This window comes from Mycobacterium simiae, assembly GCF_008370645.1.
Lineage (GTDB): Bacteria > Actinomycetota > Actinomycetes > Mycobacteriales > Mycobacteriaceae > Mycobacterium > Mycobacterium simiae_A.
This window is the reverse complement of sequence record NZ_VTZN01000078.1, coordinates 1-23,234: the sequence shown is the minus strand read 5'-3', so window position 1 is coordinate 23,234 and position 23,234 is coordinate 1. Positions and strand designations below refer to the sequence as shown.

General features: G+C 62.5%; 21 protein-coding genes and 4 pseudogenes. 13 read left to right on the top strand and 12 right to left on the bottom strand.

The features are described 5' to 3' along the window. A partial coding sequence (locus F0Q45_RS27745; RefSeq protein ID WP_223163908.1) for a hypothetical protein occupies window positions 1–267 on the top strand: 267 nt, incomplete at its 5' end. 45 nt (window positions 268–312) lie between these two features. On the opposite strand, the gene F0Q45_RS13840 is transcribed toward F0Q45_RS27745, so the two are convergent. Continuing rightward, window positions 313–2,715 carry a CaiB/BaiF CoA-transferase family protein gene (locus tag F0Q45_RS13840; RefSeq protein WP_149654482.1) on the bottom strand — a complete coding sequence of 801 codons (2,403 nt, stop codon included), beginning with the start codon at window positions 2,713–2,715 and terminating at the stop codon, window positions 313–315. Window positions 2,716–2,787: 72 nt separating this feature from the next. Between F0Q45_RS13840 and F0Q45_RS13835 the strand changes: the two genes are divergently transcribed. The 5 genes from F0Q45_RS13835 to F0Q45_RS13815 all read left to right on the top strand — a co-directional run bounded on the left by F0Q45_RS13835 (window position 2,788) and on the right by F0Q45_RS13815 (window position 7,933). Further along, complete coding sequence (locus F0Q45_RS13835; protein ID WP_149654481.1) at window positions 2,788–3,396, top strand: TetR/AcrR family transcriptional regulator; 609 nt, start codon at window positions 2,788–2,790, stop codon at window positions 3,394–3,396. A gap of 102 nt (window positions 3,397–3,498) precedes the next feature. Beyond that, window positions 3,499–3,945 carry an MmpS family protein gene (locus tag F0Q45_RS13830; protein ID WP_188112939.1) on the top strand — a complete coding sequence of 149 codons (447 nt, stop codon included), beginning with the start codon at window positions 3,499–3,501 and terminating at the stop codon, window positions 3,943–3,945. Then, a complete protein-coding gene (locus tag F0Q45_RS13825; protein ID WP_149654480.1) occupies window positions 3,942–6,821 on the top strand; it encodes an MMPL/RND family transporter in 2,880 nt (959 codons plus the stop codon). The genes F0Q45_RS13830 and F0Q45_RS13825 overlap by 4 nt, the downstream gene beginning before the upstream one ends. A 129-nt stretch (window positions 6,822–6,950) precedes the next feature. Beyond that, window positions 6,951–7,307 carry a type II toxin-antitoxin system prevent-host-death family antitoxin gene (locus F0Q45_RS13820; protein ID WP_149654479.1) on the top strand — a complete coding sequence of 119 codons (357 nt, stop codon included), beginning with the start codon at window positions 6,951–6,953 and terminating at the stop codon, window positions 7,305–7,307. Beyond that, a complete protein-coding gene (locus tag F0Q45_RS13815; RefSeq protein WP_149654478.1) occupies window positions 7,304–7,933 on the top strand; it encodes an AAA family ATPase in 630 nt (209 codons plus the stop codon). Before F0Q45_RS13820 ends, F0Q45_RS13815 begins: the two co-directional genes overlap by 4 nt. Before the next feature lie 161 nt (window positions 7,934–8,094). Here F0Q45_RS13815 and F0Q45_RS13810 read toward each other — a convergent pair whose 3' ends face one another. The 3 genes from F0Q45_RS13810 to F0Q45_RS13800 all read right to left on the bottom strand — a co-directional run bounded on the left by F0Q45_RS13810 (window position 8,095) and on the right by F0Q45_RS13800 (window position 10,602). Further along, on the bottom strand, window positions 8,095–9,285 hold the full coding sequence (locus F0Q45_RS13810; protein WP_149654477.1) for a phosphatidylserine decarboxylase: 1,191 nt from the start codon (window positions 9,283–9,285) through the stop codon (window positions 8,095–8,097). 398 nt (window positions 9,286–9,683) lie between these two features. Next, window positions 9,684–10,115: a DUF4189 domain-containing protein gene (locus F0Q45_RS13805; protein ID WP_149654476.1), complete on the bottom strand. Its 432-nt coding sequence runs from the start codon at window positions 10,113–10,115 to the stop codon at window positions 9,684–9,686. A 127-nt stretch (window positions 10,116–10,242) separates the two neighbouring features. Continuing rightward, entirely contained in the window at window positions 10,243–10,602 is a 360-nt protein-coding gene (locus tag F0Q45_RS13800) for a hypothetical protein (protein ID WP_149654475.1), read from the bottom strand. Window positions 10,603–10,932: 330 nt separating this feature from the next. Between F0Q45_RS13800 and F0Q45_RS13795 the strand changes: the two genes are divergently transcribed. Beyond that, on the top strand, window positions 10,933–12,900 hold the full coding sequence (locus F0Q45_RS13795) for a SpoIIE family protein phosphatase (protein WP_149654474.1): 1,968 nt from the start codon (window positions 10,933–10,935) through the stop codon (window positions 12,898–12,900). An 18-nt stretch (window positions 12,901–12,918) separates the two neighbouring features. Here the strand turns inward: F0Q45_RS13795 and F0Q45_RS13790 are convergent, their stop codons facing one another. Next, complete coding sequence (locus F0Q45_RS13790; protein ID WP_262491004.1) at window positions 12,919–13,413, bottom strand: MarR family winged helix-turn-helix transcriptional regulator; 495 nt, start codon at window positions 13,411–13,413, stop codon at window positions 12,919–12,921. 430 nt (window positions 13,414–13,843) lie between these two features. On the opposite strand from F0Q45_RS13790, the gene F0Q45_RS13785 reads away from it, so the two are divergent. Next, window positions 13,844–15,049, top strand: coding sequence for an MFS transporter (locus F0Q45_RS13785; protein WP_262491005.1), 1,206 nt, complete (start codon window positions 13,844–13,846; stop codon window positions 15,047–15,049). Between the two features lie 36 nt (window positions 15,050–15,085). Here F0Q45_RS13785 and F0Q45_RS30245 read toward each other — a convergent pair. The 3 genes and pseudogenes from F0Q45_RS30245 to F0Q45_RS30500 all read right to left on the bottom strand — a co-directional run. After that, window positions 15,086–15,229 (bottom strand): annotated as a pseudogene (locus F0Q45_RS30245) (acyl-CoA dehydrogenase family protein); the annotation flags it as partial. 64 nt (window positions 15,230–15,293) lie between these two features. Further along, window positions 15,294–15,545 (bottom strand): annotated as a pseudogene (locus F0Q45_RS30505) (acyl-CoA dehydrogenase family protein); the annotation flags it as partial. Then, on the bottom strand, window positions 15,490–15,798 hold the full coding sequence (locus F0Q45_RS30500) for a hypothetical protein (protein WP_444875260.1): 309 nt from the start codon (window positions 15,796–15,798) through the stop codon (window positions 15,490–15,492). The gene F0Q45_RS30500 and the pseudogene F0Q45_RS30505, both read right to left, overlap by 56 nt. A 195-nt stretch (window positions 15,799–15,993) precedes the next feature. Here F0Q45_RS30500 and F0Q45_RS13770 point away from each other — a divergent pair, with 195 nt between their 5' ends. Then, window positions 15,994–16,815: a hypothetical protein gene (locus tag F0Q45_RS13770; RefSeq protein ID WP_149654472.1), complete on the top strand. Its 822-nt coding sequence runs from the start codon at window positions 15,994–15,996 to the stop codon at window positions 16,813–16,815. Next, complete coding sequence (locus tag F0Q45_RS13765) at window positions 16,812–17,522, top strand: hypothetical protein (protein WP_149654471.1); 711 nt, start codon at window positions 16,812–16,814, stop codon at window positions 17,520–17,522. The genes F0Q45_RS13770 and F0Q45_RS13765 overlap by 4 nt, the downstream gene beginning before the upstream one ends. A 189-nt stretch (window positions 17,523–17,711) precedes the next feature. Here F0Q45_RS13765 and F0Q45_RS13760 read toward each other — a convergent pair whose 3' ends face one another. Continuing rightward, window positions 17,712–18,506: an SDR family NAD(P)-dependent oxidoreductase gene (locus F0Q45_RS13760; protein WP_262491003.1), complete on the bottom strand. Its 795-nt coding sequence runs from the start codon at window positions 18,504–18,506 to the stop codon at window positions 17,712–17,714. Window positions 18,507–19,052: 546 nt separating this feature from the next. On the opposite strand from F0Q45_RS13760, the gene F0Q45_RS13755 reads away from it, so the two are divergent. The 3 genes and pseudogenes from F0Q45_RS13755 to F0Q45_RS29305 form a co-directional block, all read left to right on the top strand. Continuing rightward, window positions 19,053–20,042: a serine hydrolase domain-containing protein gene (locus tag F0Q45_RS13755; protein WP_188112937.1), complete on the top strand. Its 990-nt coding sequence runs from the start codon at window positions 19,053–19,055 to the stop codon at window positions 20,040–20,042. A gap of 87 nt (window positions 20,043–20,129) precedes the next feature. Next, window positions 20,130–20,769: pseudogene (locus F0Q45_RS29310) on the top strand (carboxyl transferase domain-containing protein); the annotation flags it as partial. Between the two features lie 303 nt (window positions 20,770–21,072). Next, window positions 21,073–21,171: pseudogene (locus tag F0Q45_RS29305) on the top strand (TetR/AcrR family transcriptional regulator); the annotation flags it as partial. A 100-nt stretch (window positions 21,172–21,271) separates the two neighbouring features. Here the strand turns inward: F0Q45_RS29305 and F0Q45_RS13740 are convergent. The 3 genes from F0Q45_RS13740 to F0Q45_RS13730 all read right to left on the bottom strand — a co-directional run. Next, window positions 21,272–21,631 (bottom strand): hypothetical protein, encoded by a 360-nt coding sequence (locus F0Q45_RS13740; protein WP_149654469.1) that lies wholly within the window; start codon window positions 21,629–21,631, stop codon window positions 21,272–21,274. A gap of 134 nt (window positions 21,632–21,765) precedes the next feature. After that, window positions 21,766–22,446 (bottom strand): GntR family transcriptional regulator, encoded by a 681-nt coding sequence (locus tag F0Q45_RS13735; protein WP_149654468.1) that lies wholly within the window; start codon window positions 22,444–22,446, stop codon window positions 21,766–21,768. 4 nt (window positions 22,447–22,450) lie between these two features. Continuing rightward, window positions 22,451–23,234 (bottom strand): acyl-CoA dehydrogenase family protein (locus F0Q45_RS13730; RefSeq protein ID WP_149654467.1); only part of this gene is annotated, 784 nt, incomplete at its 5' end.

Here is a 23,234-nt window from a genome sequence, read left to right as displayed (position 1 = left end):
TTTAACAATGTTTTTCCCCGGTTCCGACTGTTCACCGGGCGCGCCGATCCAGCAGACCGCGACGAGCAATTTGAACGGCTCTACGTGTTGCTGGTGGACTCCAACCCGGTTGCGCCTTCGGTCGTGTGTCACGAGGTGAACAGCCCAGAGGCGCCGGTCGCCCTCGGCGTGGTTTTCGATGACCTCATCGAACTGACCGCTGAGCGCAACTTCGACATGTACGAGTCGAACGGCGGCGGAAACATCAGGAAGGCACGCAGCAAGTAGGCTCTGACGCCCCCGGTGAACGTGACCGCCGTCCAAGGCAGCGTCCTACAGTCCCTTCGGGCGGGTCCCAATTACCTCGCGGCTTGCCAGGTGCGCGAGTTCGTCGTCGGTCAGCCCGCATCGCTCGCGCAGTACCTCGTCATTGTGCTCGCCGAGAGTCGGCGGCGGCCGGCGCAACCATTCGCCTTGGCCGACCAACCGGGCGAAGGGCGGAGTGGGGTAAAGGGCAGCCCCGATCCGGGCGTGGACCAGCGACTCGAAGAACCCCCGTTCACACAGTTGCGGGTTTACGGTCACCAAGGATGGCGACACCACGGGTGCAGCCGGAATACCCGCAGCCGCCAACGATTCCACCGTCGACACGAGTGATTGCTCGGCGAACCAGTCTTGCAGCCGGCGGTCGATCTGGTCGGCTCGCGCACACCGAACCGCTGCAGTCGACAACGACTCATCACACCAGGATGGTCGGTCCATCACCTCGGTCAACGCACGCCACTGCTGGTCGGTACTAACACTGACCGCAATCCACTCGTCGCTTTCGCCCGCGCACCGGTAGATATTCTGCAGCACCTCACCATGACCTCGATTACCCCGCCGGCTCAACGTGATTCCGTAGACCTCGTGTTCGATCGACTGTATTGCCGTGGTATTCAACACCGACTCGACCATCGGCAGCTCGACCTGCTGTCCCAACCCGGTACGTTCGGCAAAGTTCAACGCCGCCAGCACCGCGAACGCCGCGTGCACCCCGGCCAGCGGATCACACGCGCCGCGCGGGGTCACCGGCGGCGTCTCCGGCAATCCGGTCACCCACGTCAGGCCGCCGATCTGCTCCATGGTGGGGGCGAACCCGACCCGGTCGCGCCACGGACCCGCCAATCCGAAGGCCGGCATTCGGGCGACGACGAGTTTGGGGTTCACCTCCAGCAGTTCCTCGGCGGTGAGCCCGAAGTGGTCCATCACGCGCGGCGAGAAATTTTCGATCACCACGTCGGCATCCGCGGCCAGAATCTTGACCAACCGAAGACCGTCATCGGAGCCCAAATCCAATGTCACAGAACGCTTGTTGGTGTTCATCGCATGGAACACCCAGCCGTACTCCCACCAGTCGTCCACATCGGTGCGCATGCCCCCCGAGTACCGAATGCCGTCGGGGCGCTGGATCGATTCGATCTTCACGACGTCGGCGCCGAAGGCGGCCAATAAGTGTGTCGCGGCCGGCCCGGCCCAGAAGGCGGTCAGATCGATGACGCGAACACCCGCTAGCGGCAGCCCTGTCGGCGCTGTCTTGAGTTCGGGTTGTGTTTTGCGCCAAGGTAACTCGCCGTTGTCGGCGCCGATCGCGGCAGTGTGGCGCACCAGCGCGGGCGCGCACCGCGACATCAACCAGGGTGGGCGCGGCTGGTGGAAGCCGGCGGGGTTCTCGACGAACACGTCGCGCTCGGTCACGTAGTCCATGTCGCGGATGGTGGCGCCGTTGCCCAACGCCGCTATCGGGAGCCGGAACAACTGACCCAGTTCGACGATCTCCTCGACGGTCCGCCCGGCCAGCCACGGACGGATCGATTCGCGGATGAGATCCCGATATTCCCAGCGGCCGATCTGGAATCGCAACTGCGGAATCTTCTCGAGCTGAGGACATTCGACCATCGCGATGAAGTCATGCCACTGCTGGCCGGTGACCATGGTGATGCCGACGTAGCCGTCCTTGGCGGGTTCGATCGAGGGCACTTCGAGGGTGCGCCGAACCGGCGGCACCCGCAGCAGCTGCGAATGCAGCCATTCGCTGCTCTGCATCAGGGTCATCGCCTCGAGCATGGACAGATCCAGATGCTCACCCGGGCCGCCGTGGTCGACGCGGCGGCGCACGGCCAGTATGCCGAACGCGGCGAAAACCCCACCCATGTACTCGCCCAGGCCACCGCCGATCGAGATGGGCGGTCCGGCGGGATCGCCCCTGAAGCCGGGCGAGCCCGCCCATGCCTGCAGGGTGAACTCGGTGGCCGCCCGATCGGCGAAGGGACCCGTCCAGCCGAAATCGGAAATCGTGACCACCACCGCCCGCGGCGACTCGGCCAGCAGCCGTCGGGGGTCGATGCCTAGGGCGGCCGCCGGTAACCGGCCACCTGTGACGATCACGACGTCGGCAGCAGCGAGTTCGGCACGGTATCGCGCGGAATCAGGGGCCAGGGTCAGGCTCTGCTTGCCAGCATTGAGGTAGCAATACAACGGCGAGGCGTCCAAACCGTCGGGCACCGGCGAACAGCTGGGCGAGTACCGGCGCAGCGGATCCCCTTGCAGTGGTTCAATTTTGCGCACCTGTGCACCGACGTCGACCAACAGCTTGCCACAGTAGCTGCCGGCTATGCGGTCACTGATCTCAACGACCCGCAACTGGTCAAGCGGTGTCGGCCGGTTGCCGGGCCCCTGAGTCACGCTGCCGAGCATAATTGCTGCCGCAGCGTCGGCATGTGACGTCGTGGACGGTACGGTACTGGCCTGTACTAACGTAGTGGTTCTATCGTGGGCGTTGTGATCCAGATTGCCGATCGCTCCTCGGAGTCCTCACCGTGGTCGCCGCGGGAGACCGAGTTGCTGGCTGTGACCCTGCAATTGCTGCAAGAACACGGGTATGACCGGTTGACGGTGGATGCAGTTGCGGCCACTGCCCGCGCCAGCAAGGCCACGGTCTACCGGCGCTGGCCATCCAAAGCCGAACTGGTGTTGGCGGCGTTTATCGAGGGCATCCGCCAGGTTGCGATCCCGCCCGATACCGGCAGCCTACGGGGAGACTTGTTGCAACTGGGCGAACTGATCTGCGAGCAGGCCCGGCAGCACACCAGCACCATCCGGGCCGTGCTGGTCGAGGTGTCGCGCAATTCGGCGCTCAGCGACGCCATGCAGCACGGATTCTTCGAGCACCGCAAGGCCCTGATGCGCCACATCCTGCAGCAGGCCGTCGCTCGCGGTGAGATCGACGGCGCGGCTATCGACGACGAACTTTGGGACTTGTTGCCTGGCTACTTGGTCTTTCGTCACATCATTCCGAGTCGGCCCCCCACTGCGGACACGGTGCAGGCCCTCGTCGACAACGTCGTCATTCCCAGTCTCACCCGACCGACAAGCTAGCAGGCAATCAGCCAACCGATCGACTGCCGCTCAACCCTTGAACTGTCCGGTCCGGTACCGTACCGTCAGGGCATGTCGATCCGCGCCAGACGCGACGGAAAGATGGCCCTGATATCGCCTGCCATGCTCGTCAAACGTGGGTGGATGCTGCTGGTCGCAGTAATGGTCGTGACGGCCGCAGGATTCAGCGTCTACCGATTGCACGGCATCTTCGGTTCCCACAACGACACTTCGGCCCCGAGTGGTATCTCGAACGAGATCATCCCGTTCAACCCCAAGCAGGTGGTTCTCGAGGTTTTCGGCGCCCCGGGCACCCTGGCGACCATCAACTACCTCGACGTCAACGCGCAACCACAGCGAGTTGACGACGTGACCCTGCCGTGGTCGTTCACGATCACCACCACCCAGCCCGCCGTGTTCGCCAACGTTGTGGCCCAAGGCAACAGCCCCTCAATCGGCTGCCGGATCACCGTCAACGGTGTCGTCAAAGACGAAAGGACCGTCCACGAAGTGAACGCCTACACCTACTGCCTGGACAAGTCCTCATGAGCAATGATCAAGCAACGAAACCTGCTGTGGCGCACACTATTCGCCGGCTCTCGGTGCCGATCCTGCTATTTTGGATCGGCCTCGCTGCCGTCACCAACGTGGCCGTACCCAAGTTGGAGGAGGTGGGCAAGGCCCACAATGTGGCGTTGATCGCCCCGGACGCGCCGTCGATGCAGGCGATGAAACGGATCGGAAAAGTGTTCCGCGAGTTCGATTCCGACAGCGCGGCCATGATCGTCTTGGAAGGCGACAAGCCCCTTGCGGCTGACGCTCACCGGTATTACGACACCCTGGTCCAACGGCTCTCCCAGGACACCAAGCACGTTCAGCACGTCGAGAACTTCTGGGGAGATCCGCTGACAGCGGCGGGCTCGCAAAGCACCGACGGCAAAGCCGCGTACGTTCAGGTGTATCTCGCCGGCAACCAAGGTGAGGCCTTGTCGATCGCGTCCGTCGACGCCGTCCGCGACATCGTGGCGCACACGCCATCGCCGCCCGGTCTCCAGGCCTATGTCACCGGCGCGGCGCCGCTCATCGCAGACCAGTTCCAGGTGGGCAGCAAAGGCACAGTGAAGGTCACCGCGATCACGTTCCTGGTGATCGCGGTGATGTTGTTTGTTGTCTACCGCTCCATCGCCACCACGATCCTGGTGCTGCTGACGGTCTTGATTCAGGTAGCCGCGGCCCGAGGTGTCGTCGCCTTTTTGGGAGATAGCGGGATCATTGGACTTTCGACGTACTCCACCAATCTGCTCACCCTGCTGGCGATCGCCGCCGGCACCGATTACGCCATCTTCGTCCTCGGCCGTTATCACGAGGGACGGCACGACGGACAAGACCGAGAAGCTGCTTTCTACAGCATGTTTCGCGGCACCGCACACGTCGTGCTGGGCTCGGGCCTGACCATTGTAGGCGCGGTGTATTGCCTGACCTTCACCCGGCTGCCTTATTTCCAGACGCTGGGTGTGCCCGCGGCGATCGGCATCTTGGTCGCGCTGGCCGCCTCACTCACCCTGGCCCCGGCCGTGCTTACTGTTGGCAGTCATTTCGGTCTCTTCGAACCCAAACGCAAGATGCGTACCCAAGGCTGGCGGCGCATCGGCACGGCCATCGTCCGCTGGCCGGGGCCAATTCTTGCGGTGGCGTGCGCAGCGGCCGTTGTTGGCCTGCTCGCGCTGCCGGGCTACCAGACCAGCTACGACATCCGCCCGTACATGCCCGCCACATCCCCGGCCAATGTCGGCTACACCGCCGCCGAGCGCCATTTCTCGCCGGCCCGGCTGAATCCCGAACTGCTCATGATCGAAACAGATCACGATATGCGCAATCCGGCCGACATGATCGTGTTGGACCGAGTGGCCAGAGGCGTCTTCCACATCCCCGGAATTGCCCAAGTGCAAGCCATCACCAGGCCGTTAGGAACGCCCATTGACCATAGCTCGGTGCCGTTTCAGGTGAGCATGCAAAGCGTCGGCCAGGTGATGAACCTGTCCTACCAGCAAGACCGCGCCGCAGATCTGCTCAAACAGGCCGACGAGCTGGCCAAAACGGTCGCCATTTTGCAGCGCCAGTATGCCCTGCAGCAGGAATTGGCCGCCGCGACGCACGCCGAGACCGAGGGCTTTCACGATACGATCGCCACAATCAACGACCTGCGCGACAAGATCGCGAATTTCGACGATTTCTGGCGTCCGCTGCGCAGTTATTTCTATTGGGAGAAACACTGTTTCGACATTCCGATATGTTGGGCATTGAGATCCATTTTTGACGCACTTGACGGTATCGACCAGCTCAGCGAGAGATTCCAAAACCTCACGGCTTCGCTGGACAAACTCGACGCGATCCAGCCACAGCTCGTCGCGCTGATACCAGAACAGATCGCCAGCCAGCAGACCAATCGTGAACTGGCGCTGTCCAACTACGCCACCATGTCCGGGATCTACAGCCAGACGGCCGCTCTGGTCGAAAACGCGACGGCCATGGGACGAGCGTTCGACACCGCCAAGAACGACGATTCCTTCTATTTGCCGCCGGAGGCTTTCAACAACCCCGATTTCAAGCGCGGCCTGAAGCTCTTCCTCTCCCCGGACGGCAAGGCCGCGCGCATGATCATCTCTCATGAAGGGGATCCCGCGACCCCGGAAGGCATCTCGCATATCGACCCGATCCGCAAAGCGGCCCACGAGGCCGTCAAAGGAACGCCGCTGGCGGCGGCCAAGATCTATCTTGCCGGCACCGCCTCGACCTACAAGGACATCCAAGACGGCGCGAAGTACGACCTGATGATCGTCGCAATCGCGGCACTGAGCCTGATCTTGCTCATAATGCTGACGCTCACCCGTAGTCTGGTCGCCGCGATCGTCATCGTGGGCACCGTGGCGTTGTCGTTGGGTGCGTCTTTTGGCCTGTCCGTGCTGGTTTGGCAGGACATTCTGGGTATCCGGCTGTACTGGATTGTGCTCGCGCTGGCCGTCATCCTGCTCCTGGCGGTGGGGTCTGACTACAACCTGCTGCTGATCTCCCGCTTCAAGGAGGAGATCAATGCCGGACTGAAGACCGGCATCATCCGGGCGATGGCCAGTACCGGCGGTGTGGTGACCGCGGCCGGTCTGGTGTTTGCAGCCACCATGTCCTCGTTCGTGTTCGGCGACTTGCGGGTGCTCGGGCAGATTGGGACCACCATCGGCCTCGGTCTCTTGTTCGACACGCTGATCGTGCGCGCCTTCATGACGCCGTCGGTCGCGGCACTGCTCGGCCGTTGGTTCTGGTGGCCACAACGCGTGCGCCCGCGCCCAGCCAGCGAATTGCTGCGGCCGTATGGGCCCCGCCCACTGGTTCGTAAACTGCTGCTGAGGCAAGCACCGGATGCCAAGTAGTTGTCGAATTACTTCTGCTCGCGGCTATTTCGATGCGGTTGGTAAATGTTAATGCAAGCGAATCCATCGCCTGCAGCGGCTCGGTATAGCTAAAATAGCCATACCGGCTAGTCCGGCTATACTGACGGCATGCCCACGCTGACCTACCGAAACCGGGACGGGGAACTCGTCGACGTGCCGACCGTCGCTGCCACGCGGTTCAAAAACCAGTTCGGCGCGGTCCTCGAGCAGGCCACTGCCGACGGTGCAGTCGCAATCACTAAGCACAACACGACAAAGGCGGTGCTGTTGTCCTACGCCGAGTTCGAAGCGCTCACCCGCGCGACTACCCCCGCGCTGGAGGAGTTGACCGACGAGTTCGACCGTCTGCTGGAACGCATGCAGACGCCAAAATCCAGAGCCGCGATGGCATCCGCCTTCGACGCCAGCCCGCAACGGCTTGGACAGGTCGCGGCGAAGGCAGCCCGCCTGAAGCGGCGGCGCTGACTAGCCGGCTGTACGTCCTTGCCGGTGTCAACGGCGCGGGCAAGAGCAGCATCGGCGGCGCCATGTTCCGCGCGGCCGGCGCCGAGTACTACAACCCCGACGAGGCAGCGCGGAGATTGATCACAGCCAATCCGGGATTGGATCAAACCACTGCCAACGCGGCGGCGTGGCGTCAGGGCAAGCGGCTGCTGGAACGGGCGATCAATGAACGCCTGGACCTCGCGTTCGAAACCACGCTCGGTGGCAGCACCATGCCGCGGCTGCTCACCGAGGCGGCATCAGAAGGCATTGAGGTACGGGTCTGGTACGTCGGCTTGGACAGCCCGGAAGCCCACATCGAGCGAGTGCGGCGGCGGGTTGACTCGGGTGGCCATGACATTCCCGAAGCCGACATCCGGCGTCGGTGGCGGCACAGCCGGTTGAATCTGGTTCAGCTGCTGCCAGTCTTGACCGAACTGCGCATGTACGACAACTCACAAGACGCCGACCCGGCCGAAGGCAAGGCGCCGCGGCTGGTGCTGGTGCTGCATATCGTGCGAGGACAGATCGTGGGTCCGCCGGATTTGTCGTCGACGCCCCGGTGGGCCAAGCCTATCGTCGCCACGGCGCTCGAGCTGCACGGTTGACGCGACGACCCGCCGATCGCGTATGTCAATAACAGGCACCGACCGGGTGGTGTCCGGCTCGACTGGCCCCACCCGGGCGGGGAGGAGACGCGCGTGCCGACGAGCACCCGGTACCGCCCAGCGTGCTACGGCGATGAATCGAGGTAGCAGGTTCCCGTACGTCAGGAGCGACGGCGCCGGCAACGGGCTATGGGCGTACCGACCAATCGGTACTCGCCGCTAGTGTCTACCTGAGGCTCGACTCCCTCCTGAAACAGGACGATGATGTCGGAACCACCAAATTGGAAGTGACCGAACTCTTCTCCCTTGGCCATGCGCTTTCCCTGAACTGCGGTGATCATCACCGACGACACATGCGCCATTCCGACCGGGATCACCGCAACGATGCCAATGTCATCTGCCCCCGCGGCGGCAGTGTCGATGGTGACCACGCCGCGGTTCTGGAAGAACTCGTAACCGCTGCTTGCGGCATCGCTGGCGGCGAACTCGTGATTTTCCAGCGACACCTGCATGAAGACCTGACCGCTGATGGTGAACGATTCTTTTACCAGACCAGCCACCGGCAGGTGGTAGCGATGGTAGGCGGACACCGGCAGCATGTAGTGGACGAACGTTCCGCCGGCGAAGCTTTCGCTGTACGCGCTGCCTTTGATCAGCTGGGAGATATTGCCGAACGTGTTTGCGGTCTTGACGGTTACGGGCGGCACGTTGGAATTGTTGTCGATGTCGTAGGCCTGCTGATAGATGCAGTCGGCAGGCGAGGTGACCACCAAATTGCTTGCGGGCTCGGCGATTGGACGCAATCCGCCGTTGAGTTCGCGGCCGATGAACTGATTGAACGTCAACCACCCGCTGGGCATGTTTGGCATGCCGCCGACCAATGATTCATAGACCCGGTACTCCGGCGCGTTGTCGATAAACGACTGCAAGATTTCCGGGCTGAAGGACTCTGCCGTATCCAGAAAGCTTCCCCAGCGCCTGGCGAACTCGGTCATCCAACAGCGAAAGCTCTCGACGCCCTGCGGCACTTGATCGTCGACCGTCTGGTCGACGAGGTAGTAGAAGTGCGCGATCCGATCATCGACCTCTTTGGCGTATCTCTCTTCGGGCTTCAGCCCTTGCCACGGCTTCGCCTTGGATTCCCGGGGAACCCATCGGAGGTACCGCCTAAGGTAGTCCTCGTATTGATCCAGGTTTTCGGGCCATTCCAACGCCTCGAACAGGTCGGGCTTCAACTGCGACTCTGCTGATTGTCGTGCCTTCACCAAAGACCGTTCAACGAGATTCCGCAATCCCTTTTCCTTGTCCAGCAAAACCCGCAGGTCGTGAACAACCGCATCTGGATTACTCATGTGAGGGGATTACCCCGAGCGATCACGAAGTAACCGCCGATGGGTTACTGGCTAACGCCGTCGCCCGAAACGGCCGAGGCGGGGCGCCCGCGCCGCATTCTGCGTGAACTGATTCTCAGCGCCGGTATCCAGGCGACCTTGCGGCGGCGGTTCCTCCGCTCGGTGCCAGCGAACCTTGCCAGGACAAATGGGCTTCTTCCGAGTCTCTCCAAATGAGAAGGCAGTGCCCGACGAAAGTTGCAATGACGGACTCGCTGACAGCACAGCCAGGTTGGCCTCGCGAGCGGTGAACCCGTGGCAGCCGATGCGAAACATGCTTTGCAACCACCACGCAGACCCGCGCACGGCCAAGATTGGCGACACCACGGCAGTCGAGGCCAATCGCGGATCACGGAGGCTCAGTTGCATGCCCAGTTGGCGATCCAGCCGCCGCCGAGCCTGCTGATGGCGTCGGTTTCCGCCGCGCGGCGCGTAAGGCCCGCTCCACCTTGGTAATTCGAGCCGTCATAGGCGACCGCGCCGCACTGCTTGAAGCTACTGATTACCTTGCAACTCTTGTCGCCGCACTGTTCCAATGCGACTTGCGCTGCTCGTGCCGGGGTGCGCTGATGCCATGCCTTGCCCGAAGCGCCGCTTTGGGCATAGGCGATCGCCCCGTAGTGAATAATCGGGGGGATAGGCATCTCGGGCATGTTCGACATCATGATCTCCGACATCGAACCGTTGTTGAGGTTGGCGTCCACCGCCGGAAGCAACAAGATGCCCAGACCGGTAGCAGCCCCGAGGCTGGCGGCGACGAATGCGATTCGGCGTCGAAGTCTTGTGATCATTTTCTGACCCCCTTTCTGCGGGCTGTAATTTCGCGGCCCGAGCGGCTCGATGCCTTAGGCAGTGGGTGCTCCAAGTGCTCAAAGGGTTAGTGCACCCGCTTGTCGCTCGGCGCCGCGTTGACGCGCGCTATCGGCGTGGCGTAGTCGGCGCAGTCGGCGCAGGCGTTTGCTGAGGTCCCATCGGTCCCATCGGATCCGTCTCGCCGGGGCCCATCATTTCGCCAGGCCTCGTCATTCCGCCGGGTCCCATCATCGGGCAGGTACCCCCACGTCCGCCGTTGGAAGCCCGATGCCAGCCATGGTGACTATCAGCCGACCAGGCCAGGAAGAACCCCGAAAAGAAGATCACGGCTACAACGAAGACCACCCCGGCGATGATGGCCACCCACGCCATCAGTTGTCTCAGCAGACTAGGCCCATCAACTCGTTTGTCGTATAGGGGTGCCCCCGCCACGGTGGTCGGCCCGCATTCAGGTGTTTGCGTCATGCACCTGATTGTGCATCACAATACCCCACCCGGGTAGGGCATAAAGTCACATCGGCTACTAGAGCAGTGACGCAATGCCTAAAGCGGGTATGTGCGCGTTGTTGCGTCCATCGTGTCTATACCGGGCTTGGGTATCTGGTCCGCTGCCGCGTCTACATCGTGAGCGTGGAGACGACCAATGCGACGTCTAGACATGGCGCACTGGTCTGCGGGGCCGCATTTTGGTGCCGCGAGCAGTTGGCGGCGGTTGATAGGGTTGTTGGTGTCGTTGACAGCCCTGTCGGCGCACGTGACCTGCGCGCTTCATCGGTCCATAGGAGGGACGGCCACATGGCGGCCGAAATGGACTGGGACAAGATGGTCGGCGCAGCTGCAGACGTCCGCCGAGTCTTTGAGCATGCCCCGGCGATGATGGTGGGCTTGCAGGGGCCAGACCATCGCTTCATCGCAGCAAATGCGGCATATCGCAGGTTCAGCCCGACCTTCATTGCAGTGGGCCAACCTGCACGGGACGTCTATCCCGAACTCGAGAGCCAGCAGATTTACCACATGTTCGACCGGGTGTATCAGACCGGTGAACCACAGTCCGGAGTCGAATGGCGCCTGCAGGCCGATTTCGACGGTTCTGGAATCGAAGAACGATTCTTCGACTTCGTCGTCGCGCCGCGCTGTCGGCCGGACGGGTCAATCGAAGGGGTGCAGCTCATCTTCGACGACGTCACTAATCGGGTTCAACAACGGCTAGCCGCCGCGGCCCGGATGGAGGAGCTGTCCGAGCGCTACCGACGCGCTCGAGACTCAGCGACGGTGATGCAGCAGGCGCTACTCGCGCCGTCGGTGCCCGTTGTCGCCGGTGCTGATATCGCTGCTCAGTATCTCGTTGCTGCCCAGGGCACTGGGGCCGGCGGCGACTGGTTCGATGCGGTTGCGCTCGAGGATCGGCTGGTGCTGATCGTGGGTGACGTAGTTGGCCATGGCGTCGAAGCTGCGGCAGTGATGGCGCAGTTACGGACCGCGTTGCGCATGCAGGTCTCGGCCGGGCACACGATCGTCGCAGCGCTCGAGGCGACGGCCGCCTTCCACGAGCAGGTTACAGGCTCGAAGTCGGCGACCATGTGCGTTGGCTCGCTCGACCTCAGTACCGGCGAATTCCAGTACTGCACCGCGGGGCACCCGCCGCCGTTGGTCGTGTCCGCCGATGCGAAATCCCGCTATATGGAACCGTCGGGCGCGGGTCCGCTCGGTAGCGGCGCTGGATTCCCGGTGCGCGCCGACAAGCTCAACGTCGGCGACACGGTCCTGCTATACACTGACGGCCTGATTGAACGTCCGGGTCGGCCGCTGCAGGCCAGCACAGCAGAGTTCGCCGACTTGGCCGCAAACATCGTCAACGGCGGCGGCTTTGTCATGGATGCCTCGTGCCGGCCCATCGACCGCCTCTGCTCGGAGACGCTGGAATTGCTGCTGCGGTCCACTGGCTACAACGACGATGTCACGCTGCTTGCGGTGCAACGCCGAATCCCGATACCACCGCTACACGTTACGGTGGATGCGACCATTTTCGCCGCACGCCAGATTCGCGCCCTGCTCCGTGCCTGGCTTACCCAGATCGGCGCTGATGCCACCGATATCTCCGACGTCGTGCACGCGGTATCCGAATTCGTCGAGAACGCGGTCGAACATGGTTATGGCACAGAAGTTTCCGACGGCATCGTGGTGGACGCGGCGCTGGGCTGCGATGGCAGACTACGGGCATCGGTGGTCGACCACGGCACCTGGAAGGATTACCGCGAGGGCGGAAAGGGGCGCGGGCGCGGGCTGGCGATGGCCGCGGCTTTGGTCTCCGAATCCCAGGTCAGCCATAACGCTGGCGGGACTACCGCCACCATCACACACCTTCTGTCACGACCGGCGCAGTTCATCACCGACGCAGCCGTCAGCAGCACCACATACCAACCGACGATCGACACCGAATTCGTCTCTCTCGTTGCCGATCCTGGCCGCATCGTCGTGCGCGGCGATGTCGATGGCTATGCGGCCGCTACCCTGGACCGCCAGATCGCGGTCGAAAGCCGCTCCGGTCTAGCGTCTTTGACGATCGACCTTAGTGGTGTGACCCACCTTGGGTCGGCGGGCGTAGGCGCACTGGCCGCCGCCCGGGACCGAGCCCATAAGCAGGGCGGTGACTGCCGGCTGGTGGCGCCACCGGGGACTCCGGCACACCAGGTCTTGTCGCTGGTCCAGATACCAGTGGTGAGCGGCGAGGCCGAAACCGAGAACGCCTTCGCCAGCGACTAACTAAACTAACGCCGGCGGCTATTGCAACCGTTTAATATCGGCGGCCACCGCGCCGAACACCTCGACGAGGATCTTGGCCTGACGCGCGTTGACGTGTCTGGCGAACCATCTCTCGACTCCGCGGGCATGTATCTGCCAAGCCGATTCAAGCTCACTAAATCCTCGCGGTGTCAGCTGCACCAGCGTGGCTCGGCGATTCGCCGGATCCGGATTGCGCGCAACATGACCCGAGCGTTCCAGATTGTCGACAATTCGGGTGATGCCGCTGGCGCTGTAGACCAGAGCGGCGGCCAAGTCCTTCATGTACAGCGCCTGCCCGGGCGCACGGGACAGCTGCACCAGCGTGTCCAAGGTGAGCAGGCTCATGCCGCATTCGGCGCGGAGCTCGGTATCGAGTGTGCGCTGCAGCAATGCAGCCGAATGAATGCAGAGCTCCCACGCTTGTTCCTGCCTGGGATCCAGCTCGCTGAGGCGGACACCCGGTCGCGAGCCGCCCTCGTCATTTCGGTTCACACGCAAATAGTAACAGTGCTCACACTTGCGATTGCAACACTTGCTATGCGTATACTACTGGCATCAAGTTTTTATCCCGCCATCACCTGCCCAAGGAAAGACCCATGCCCTACGTGACCACCGAACCGGAAGCGTTGTCTACGGCCGCCGAGACCAGGAAATGGAATTAGGAACGTTGTAAGCAGGACCTGCCACCACCATCACCGTTAAGCCGGTCGCCAACGAGCTGCCGTCAAAGGGCATCGGAAGCGGGTTAGGAAGCCTGGTCGGTGGGATGCCGCCACTTCGAAGACCGCCCCAACGGCCGGCAGCGCGGCAGCACGAGAAATGCTGCGGCTCAACGTTCTCCCCCAACTGCAATACATCGGATAGCGTCGTGACAGAATTCTGGGCCCAGTTTCGCAGTTTCAACCGCCCGAGCCGGGTACTCATGATCAACCAATTCGGTGCCAGCATCGGCTTCTACATGCTGATGCCGTACTTATCCGGCTACCTGTCCGGGACCCTTGGGCTGGCAACGTGGGCCGTCGGTCTAGTTTTGGGCGTACGAAACTTCAGCCAGCAGGGCATGTTCTTCTTTGGCGGGACACTCGCCGATCGGTTCGGCTACAAACTATCGATCGTGGCCGGGTGTCTGCTGCGTACCGGCGCTTTCGGCTTGTTGGTGGTCGCCCAATCGCTGCCAACCGTTCTGTTCGCGTCGGCGGCGACGGGGCTTGCCGGAGCGCTGTTCAACCCGGCGTTGCGCGCCTACCTGGCCAGCGAAGCCGGAGACCGCCGGATCAACGCCTTCGCCACCTTGAACATGTTCAACCGCGCGGGGATCTTTCTCGGACCGCTGGTCGGACTGACTTTGGTGGTGTTGGACTTTAGGATGGGCGTGCTGGCCGCTACGGTGATCTTCGCTGTCCTTGCGATCGCGCAGCTGCTGGCATTACCCCAGCAGAAAACAGCTGAGCCGGTCCCGGACGGGTCGACCAAGACCTCGATCATCTCGGATTGGCGGGCAGTCGTCGGAAATCGATCGTTCTTGGAGTTCGCCGCTATCATGGTCGGCTCGTATCTGCTCTCGTCCCAGATCTACCTGATGCTTCCGGCACAGGCCTCGGTCGTAGCACCGCACTCCCAATCGCAAATGGTGGCAGCACTTTTCGCGACATCGGGTCTGGTTGCGGTGGCCGGCCAGCTGCGTATCACCCGGTGGTTCTCGACACGATGGCAGCCCGGTCGGAGTCTGTCCATCGGGGTCATGCTGATGGCGGCAGCGTTTGCGCCACTTGCCGCCATCCCCGACGCGAACCGGTTGGGTACCGCGGCTGCCATCGCGGCGTTGCTGACGTCCGCCGCCCTGCTCGCCATCGCCTCCGCAGCGGTGTTTCCCTTCGAGATGCACATCGTGGTCTCGCTGTCCGGCGACCGGTTGGTAGCGACTCACTATGGCTTCTACAACACCATCATTGGAATAGGAATTCTGTTCGGCAACTTCGCGATCGGGGCATTGCAAGGTACCCAACATCGCCTGAACACCAACGAACTCGTTTGGGGCGTACTGATTCTCGTCGGACTAATCGCCGCAGCGGGGCTGCATCGGCACCAAGCGACGCTCAGCGTGTCGGGGCCGGACGCACCTGCTTGAACGGCACCCCACGGGGCCGGCCATCTCGCGTACTCGAGCGCTGTCGGTCTGGCCGCTCTGCCGCGCGAGTTCGGCGTAGTCGCCGACGTCCCCATCGTCGAAGAACTCCTCACAGAACTCGGTGGAACCGTTCACCTGGGTGATACGGCGTAACGTGATACCCAGGTGATCGATAGGCACCCCCCACACCGCGTACTCACGCGGGAAGTAGATTCCGCCAAATCCGCCACGGACTCAGTTAGCGTCATGTGATTGCCCTCGCTTCGGCCGCCGCGGCGTACCCCCTCAGATTGTTTTCCTCCGGAGTGCCGAACATGGAGCGGTACAACGTAACTCGTCGCGAATACAAGTGCAGGTCATGTTCTCAGGTGACACCAATGCCACTATGCGTCTGCACGCAATTCTGATAGATCTGGCCGGCCAGTTCTCCAACGCAGGACTTAGCGATGCGGGCCGACCGGCCCGCCGTGCAAGAGCGAGCCGCGATAGGTGCCACCGGTCTTGCCAAGCTGTTGGGGCGCCATGGCCGGATCTGCAGCACCGTTGCTGGAGATGCTGTCGCGGCGCAAGTGCTCGGGAACGAGCAGGGCCGTCCACCCAAGCGCAGCAGCCCATTGCGACCACTGCGGGTCGAAGGACACACCGGCGGCATCCAGTTCCCGGACGTGGCGCAGCGAGGCATCTTTTTGCAGAAATACGTGGGTGGTCGAAGTAGAGAGTATCTTTTCGGGAGAGTCGACAGCGGTCATGATGCCGGCCACACTTTCCTTGGCGATCTTTCGCCGCTGCGGAGGATGGAGGGGGGAAGGTCTGAGTGGCTGATCATCGGCCTAATCGGTCCTCGTTGGAGCGGAGTTCGGTGGCGACTCTGTTGTTAGAAATGGGCGATACCGTAAGAGATACCGGAGTTCAGTCGATAATGATGGCGACGTGCAGTAGGCGCGATGGCTAAGTCAAACGAACCGCGGCCGGATTCGGCGAGCTCGAAAGCCGAAGCGATGGCCATGGCCGCACAAGCCGAAGCTGAAGCCGCCGAAGCTGAAGCACTGGCGGCTGCGGCGCGCGCGCGGGCACGCGCCGCCCAGTTGAAGCGAGAGGCGATGGCACTTGCTGAAGCCAACGACGAAGAGGATCGCGCCGAGTACGGCGACGACGAGTATGAGTATGAGTACGAGTACGATTACGAAGACTTCGTCGTGGCGAACGGCGTGGCAGCAGAAGCCGAAGATCAAGAGATCATGCAGACGGCCTCGTGGCGCGGCCGGTCTTGGGGCTGGCTGCGAGCGCGATTGCCTGCGGTTGCCAAGGCTGCCGCGGTCCTCATCATCTGTGGGTTTGCCGGGCTCAGCGGTTTCATCGTCTGGCAGCACTATCAGGCCACTGAGCGCCAACAGCGTGCTACGGCGTTCGCCGCTGGGGCTAGAAAAGGCGTCATCAGCATGATTTCGCTTGACTTCAGTAAAGCCAAGGAAGATGTTCAGCGAGTGATCGACAGCTCCACCGGAGAGTTCAAGGACGAGTTTCAAGCCCGGGCAGCCGATTTCATTAAGGTCGTCGAGCAGTCCAAAGTCGTTACCGAAGGAACGGTAAACGCGACGGCCGTTGAATCCATGGATGGGCGTAACGCTTTGGTACTCGTTTCAGCGACATCACACGTCACCAACGCTGGAAACGGCAAAGACGAACCTCGGGTCTGGCGGCTAAGGGTGACTGTTACCGAAGAGGATGGGCAGTACAAGATGTCGAAGGTCGAGTTCGTGCCGTGAGCGATGAAGTGCGTGGCCTCGGCAGCACCGAAAGCCCCGAAACGACCGACGCCCGCGAGACCGACGAAGCGGGCAAGGCCCCTGCAGCCTATAGCGACCTGGAAAACACCGAGACCGTGGCACTCCACCCCCCGTCGACTGAAGAATTCGATGACGAAGCGTCAGCTCGCGACGCCCCCACTCCGGCCCGCCGCTTCCGACGTGACTTCTGGCGCAGAAAGGTCAACCTGAGACCCGTCGCAGTGGTCCTCATCGTGCTCATTCTGATTTCCGGCGGCGCGGCTGCGTGGCTGTACGCCAAGTGGTACCGGCCCGATCAGCTGACCGACCCCAGCGTCGCTCGCGCTGCGGTCAACGCGGCCTCTGACGGTACCGTCGCGTTACTGTCCTACTCCTCCGACACCCTCGATAGGGATATCGCCGCAGCCAGGTCACACCTCGGTGGGGATTTTCTGTCTTACTACGATCAGTTCACGCAGCAGGTTGTGGTTCCGGCGGCCAAGCAGAAGTCGCTGAAGACCACTGCCCACGTGATGCGCGCCGCAGTGTCGGAGCTGCGACCCGGTTCAGCCGTCGTGCTGCTTTTCGTCAATCAGAACACGACCACCAAAGACAACACCGAACCGTCCATGAAGCCCAGCACCGTACTGGTGAACGTCACCGAGATAGGCGGCAAATGGCTGATCACCAAGTTCACCCCCATTTAGCTCCGCCCCGCCGGCATCACGTCGTAAACGCTCAGTCCCAACCCGTTCTGTGAAGACACGGGATACCGATCCGGTCCGGGCGATCGACGCCAAATGCCACCGCTACCACTAAGGTAAGGCATCTCACCCATCGGACGGTCTGCGATCAGTCGATCGACGAAATCATCTGCGGCTTCATCGGTTTATGTATCAGCTGAGTTTCTCGGCGCTTTCCCGTTGGTCTCTGAGTTCTCTCAATTTCTTGAGACGCATCAGCCGCTCCACCTGGCCGTAGGCGTCGATGGGGCTGTGCAGGGCCAGGCCGCCGTCAGCGTGCACCAACTGTCCTGTCACCCATGGCAGTTCGAGGACGCCCACGATGGCGCCCGCCACGTCACTGGCCTCACCCAGCCGCCCGAGCGCTGTCCGCCTGGACAAGCCGTCCGCCCAGCCTGGCCATGCTTCCAGATTGGGCAGCATCGGGGTTCGGGTGACGCCAGGTCCGACGGAATTGACCCGAATTCCGTGGGTGCCCCATTCCACCGCCGCAACCTTCACCAGCATGTCCACTCCGGCCTTTGACACACAGTAGGCGCCCATGTCACGGTCGGCGACGCTGCCGCTGATGCTTGAGACCGCAACCATCGAACCGCCCACGTCGGCATCGACCATGGCTTGTGCGGCCGCGCGAATACACAACCAGGTGCCGGTGAGGTTGATTGCCAACACGCGATCCCATTCCGCGGGTGGCAATTTCAACAACTGCCCAGATGACCCGATGCCCGCGGAGGTCACCACTCGCGTAGGCACCCCGTGATCACGCACAGTCTGTTCCATCGCCGCCGATACCGCGTCGGGATCGCTGACATCGCAGATGATGTCGGCGTCGGCTAGGTCCCACACGACGACATGGTGACCGGCGTCGCGTAGTCGTGCCACGACCTCCCGCCCGATCCCGGAAGCGCCACCGGTGACAAGGGCAATCGGAACCGTCGAAGCGTTCACGCCGCGGGGCCGATCAACTCAACGCACAATATTGGCCAATCGCGGGCAAAAGTATGGTCAAACGATGTGGTGAGGCCCAGACCGTCCGGCCAGAATCGCAGCGAATCTTTGACCTCGGCGGTGCAGCTCACGGCGTGATGGACACCTAGCACGGATTCGAATCTTAACCGCTAGCGCTTAGCGCCTAACCGGCCGGCTACCAATTCCGGCAGGGCAACTTAAGGTCTTTGACATATTGCGGCATGATTCGCAACCGTGGAGTACTGACAACGAAAGGCGACCATGGGCGCGTGCTCTCGCCGCGAGTTCGGACGGCTCGCAGCGGACGTGGGTATCGCTGGCCTAAGCGGTGCCCTAACTGGCTGCGGTCAGCCGTCATCGCCGCGCCGCGCCGACTCGGCGGTGCCCACAACGACGGCCCCGGTGACTCGCGGTCGGCCAATCAGGCTCACTCAGTCTGATCTGGATCGGATCATCGGTGATCATGCGAACACGTTGCTTGATCGTCTGCGCGCCAAATCCCCGGGACGCAACTACGGTGTCGCAGTGGCTTTCGCGTATCCCCACCAGCAATTCAAGCCCTATTATCTGTACGGAACCGTGACCGACCAGACTCCCCCCACCGAGCGAACGATGTTTTCGATCGGATCGGTCACCAAGACCTTCACCGCAGCCCTGTTCGCCAACGGAGTATCGCTACGGCCGGATTGTTTCGACTGGGAAGGCGGGTTGCAGCGCTACCTGAGCAGCGATCTGAGCACGACAATGCAGCAGATCACCCCGCGGATGCTCGCCCAGCACACATCCGGACTGCCGCGAGACTCCACCGGCCGGCAAGATGGTGTCGGCTTGTTTCTCGAGAGCCCGTCCGCGCCCCCACCTAGTCTGCTCGCTACGTGGCGGACCCACGATAGCCCGCCACCGGGAAGGTGCTGGCTCTACTCCAACCTCGGTTTTGTCACGCTGGGTTTCGTCGCCGTGTCGGCGTATGGGCGTGCCGGCGCGGGTGATTCGTACGCGGGGTTGCTGCGCGATCAGATCACCGGGCCGCTGAATATGCCCGACACTGTCACCGTTGTAGGCGCCAATGCTCCCCTGGCGCCTGCGTATCCGAATGGCCGTGCGGTGTCGTCGGGCGCCGCGTCGGATGTCAAGTCGTCAGCGGCGGACATGCATACCTGGTTGCTGGCGCATCTTGGGGCAGGGAGCGGACCGTCAGCCCTGATGAAGGGGCTGGCCAGCACGACCCAGCCGTCCCCGTTATCGGTTCGCGTATGCGGAGAGGCCAACCACGGACCCACGCGCATGGGCCTGGCATGGCAGGTCGAAAATGGCCCGCCGCGGATCATTTGGAAAGACGGACTGACCTCCGCCGGTGGCTGCTCGTGCTGGATCGGGATTACGCCCGCGGGCCCCAACCAAGAGCCGTTAGGAATCGCCGTCCTAGTCAACGGCTTCTGGAATAGGGACAAGCCGGCTGTCGTGGCAGACAGCCACGGCCCAGCGATTCTTAAAGAGATCTCGGCGACCATCTAGCCCGCTGGGTCACTGAAACGGCTTTGCGAGTAATTCTGTAGCGCAGGAGCCACGACCCTGAGCTTGGCGCCGAGTTCACTACCTGCCGCCCGCGGCCGCGTCGAACTACTCCTCGACCGCGAGGACATTTTCGCGGGATCGGTACGCTCATTGGCGGCGAGATTGCGGCTGATGCGATCGTCGCAGGCTCCGGCCGGATCAGCGGAGTACCGGTGATGGTCGGCGCCGAAGACTTCACGACACTAGCGGCAACCATCGCGCCCGGTAGCAATGCCAAGCGCTACCGCATCGCCGAATTGGCGTTGCGCGACCGAGTTCCGCTGGTGATGTTGCTCAAAGGTGCCGGGTTTCGTTCTACCGCTGGGCATTACGGACGAAGCCCGACCGACCTACTCGCACAGGCACCGGGCTCGGGTCGGGTTCCGACGGTAACCGCGGTACTGGGCCCCTCGGTGGGACACGGCGCACTCGTCGCACCGATATGCGATTTCACCGTCATGACCCGGCAGGGGGCAATCTTCACCGCCGACCGCAGGTGGTCAAAGAGTCGACGGGAGAGGATATTTCAAAGGAAGACCTGGGCGGCCCGGGATGCCATCCGTCGCTACTTGTCCTACTTCTCCGCCCAGCGCTTAGTCTTATGCTCCGAAGTGCCGCCACGAGCAAAACCAATCCACGGCCGACACCGGAGTTGCTGCACAACGTCTCCTGGCGCCATGGGCGCCGCGGCGCTCAGTCGGGCCTCACACGCCGACCAAGATTTGTCCCGCCCAGCTACGCAACGTCGAGCTGCAGGCATCGTTGAGGTCGGCCGAGCATTTCGGCTTCGACGAACTTATCGACCCCGCCTGACGCGTGACGCGCTGCTCTCCCACTGCTGCGAGGATCAGGGGGGCCCAGCGTGAACCTGCTGCGACGACACGCCGGATCAGCACCGCAGCCAGTTCACGTTCGGCATGAGACGTTCAAGTTCAGCCGCGCTAGTTCGGGGTCGCGTATGCCGGACAGCTCTTTATGGAGGTGGCCCTTGCTGGGATCGCAGGCAACCACCGCCAAGCGCCAGCGGCGAGAACGCGGGTCCATCAATCCCGACGACAGCATCACCGGGGCATTCGAACTGGCCGAGCAACATGTTTGCCACGCCGTACATAGCGGCCGGCGACTGGCGCGAAACACAACGCCGGTCGCCGGGGCTCGAGCACTGCGCCGCGGTACTGGCAAGCACCCTCCTACGAGACCCGCATCCAGAGTTTGCAGTTTCTTGTCTCGAAGGCCGCTACTGTTGCCGGGATCGTCACATACATCGGACCCATCGAGGTATTCGAGTTGACAATATCCTCGGCGCTCGCCGCAGGTGTGCTGTGCATCAACCACGCGCAGGTTGATAGTTCGGACACCCGACCGAACACCAGAATAAGGGGATTCGACGGACCCTCCGTGCGGTAGGTGCCCGGCGCAATGTCAACTCCCACGAGAAAGAGGCCATCATCGGGGAATTGGTCGCCCGGTTCGGCAATCGCAGGCGACGCGAGCGATATCGCTGCCGCACAGGCGATGAAGCCGGCTAACGGCCGAACTGCCAGGGGCATTCTTCCTCGCTCCAGATGTGCCCGCCCTCATAGCAGCGTATGCCCGGACGCACGCGAGCAACAACAGTTGGTGCCGAAATAGCTCTGTTGGCCAACTCTGGACCTGTCCAAGGCGCAGCTGTGGCCGCGCTGCGTTACGGTGCCGCTTTGGCAATCACCCCGTGGGCAATGAGATGGTCAATTAGCGGAATTGAGCTGGCGGCAAGGTGGTCCGCCATCGCCGCGCGAGCAAGGTTGGCATCGCGTTTCTTCAGGGCGGACACGATTCGTCGATGGTCCTTGACGGCCTGGGCCGGCCAATGCTCAATGCCTGGAAATACCGATTCGGGTGCGTAGCCAGTGATCTGAGACATCAGATGTGACAGCTTCGGGGAGTCCGCGGCGATATTGATGGCACGGTGAAATTCGTGGTTGAGCCGCACCGCCTGCTCGTCGTCGGCTGCGGCGTAAGCATCCTCGAGCTGCGCCTGGATTTTCGTCAGGTCACGCAACTGTGCGTCACTGATGTTGATCGCGGCCCGCGCTGCCAGCTCACCGCCGACGTGAGCCTGCACGTTGGCGAGGTCGGCGAGGTCCCGCTTGGTCACCGGCAGTACCACAAAGCCTCGCCGTGGCTGTTGGGCGACCAACCCTTCGGCGCGCAACGCGAATAACGCCTCCCGCACCGGCGTAACGCTGATCCCCAATTTTGCGGCCAACTGGTCTAGGCGGATGAAGTTGCCCGCAGCGTAGCTACCTTCGTAAATCCTCTTGCGGACGAATCGGGCTACGTCGTCGGAAAGCTGAGGCCGGGCAGCGAAATCAGGCACAGTCATGGCATCACACTCGGTACTCGTCGAGCAGCCGCTTGCTGATGATGGACTTCTGTATTTCGCTGGTTCCCTCGCCGATGAGCAGGAACGGCGCATCTCGCATCAGCCGCTCGATCTCGTATTCCTTTGAGTAGCCGTAACCACCGTGGATGCGGAAGCTTTGCTGCGTGACCTCCGAACAATATTCGCTGGCAAGATATTTGGCCATTCCGGCAGCTAGATCGTGGCGCTCGCCCGAGTCTTTCAACCGCGCGGCGTTAACCATCATCAGATGTGCCGCTTCAACTTTAGTCGCCATTTCAGCCAGCTGGAATGCAATGGCCTGGTGCTCGGCGATCGCCTTACCGAAGGCGCGGCGTTGCTGTGCGTAGCGCACCGCCAGCTCGAAGGCACGGATGGCGACTCCACAGGCTCGCGCGGAAACGTTCACCCGGCCGACTTCGATGCCGTCCATCATCTGGAAAAAGCCCTGGCCCGCGACACCGCCGAGGATATGGTCGGCACTTGCCCGATAGCCGTCGAAGATCAGCTCGGTGGTATCGATGCCTTTATAGCCCAGCTTGTCGATCTTGCCGGGGATGAGCAGACCGGGCGCGACTGCACCGAAACCAGTCGGCTTCTCAACAAGGAATGCGGTCAGGTTACGGTGCGGCTTGTCAGCGCCTTCATCGGTGCGTACCAGCACCGCTACCAGCGTCGAGCTAGCGCCGTTGGTCAGCCACATCTTCTGGCCGTCGATGGTGTACGTTCCGCCCGGATTGCGTCGCGCCCGAGTGCGAATCGCGGCGACA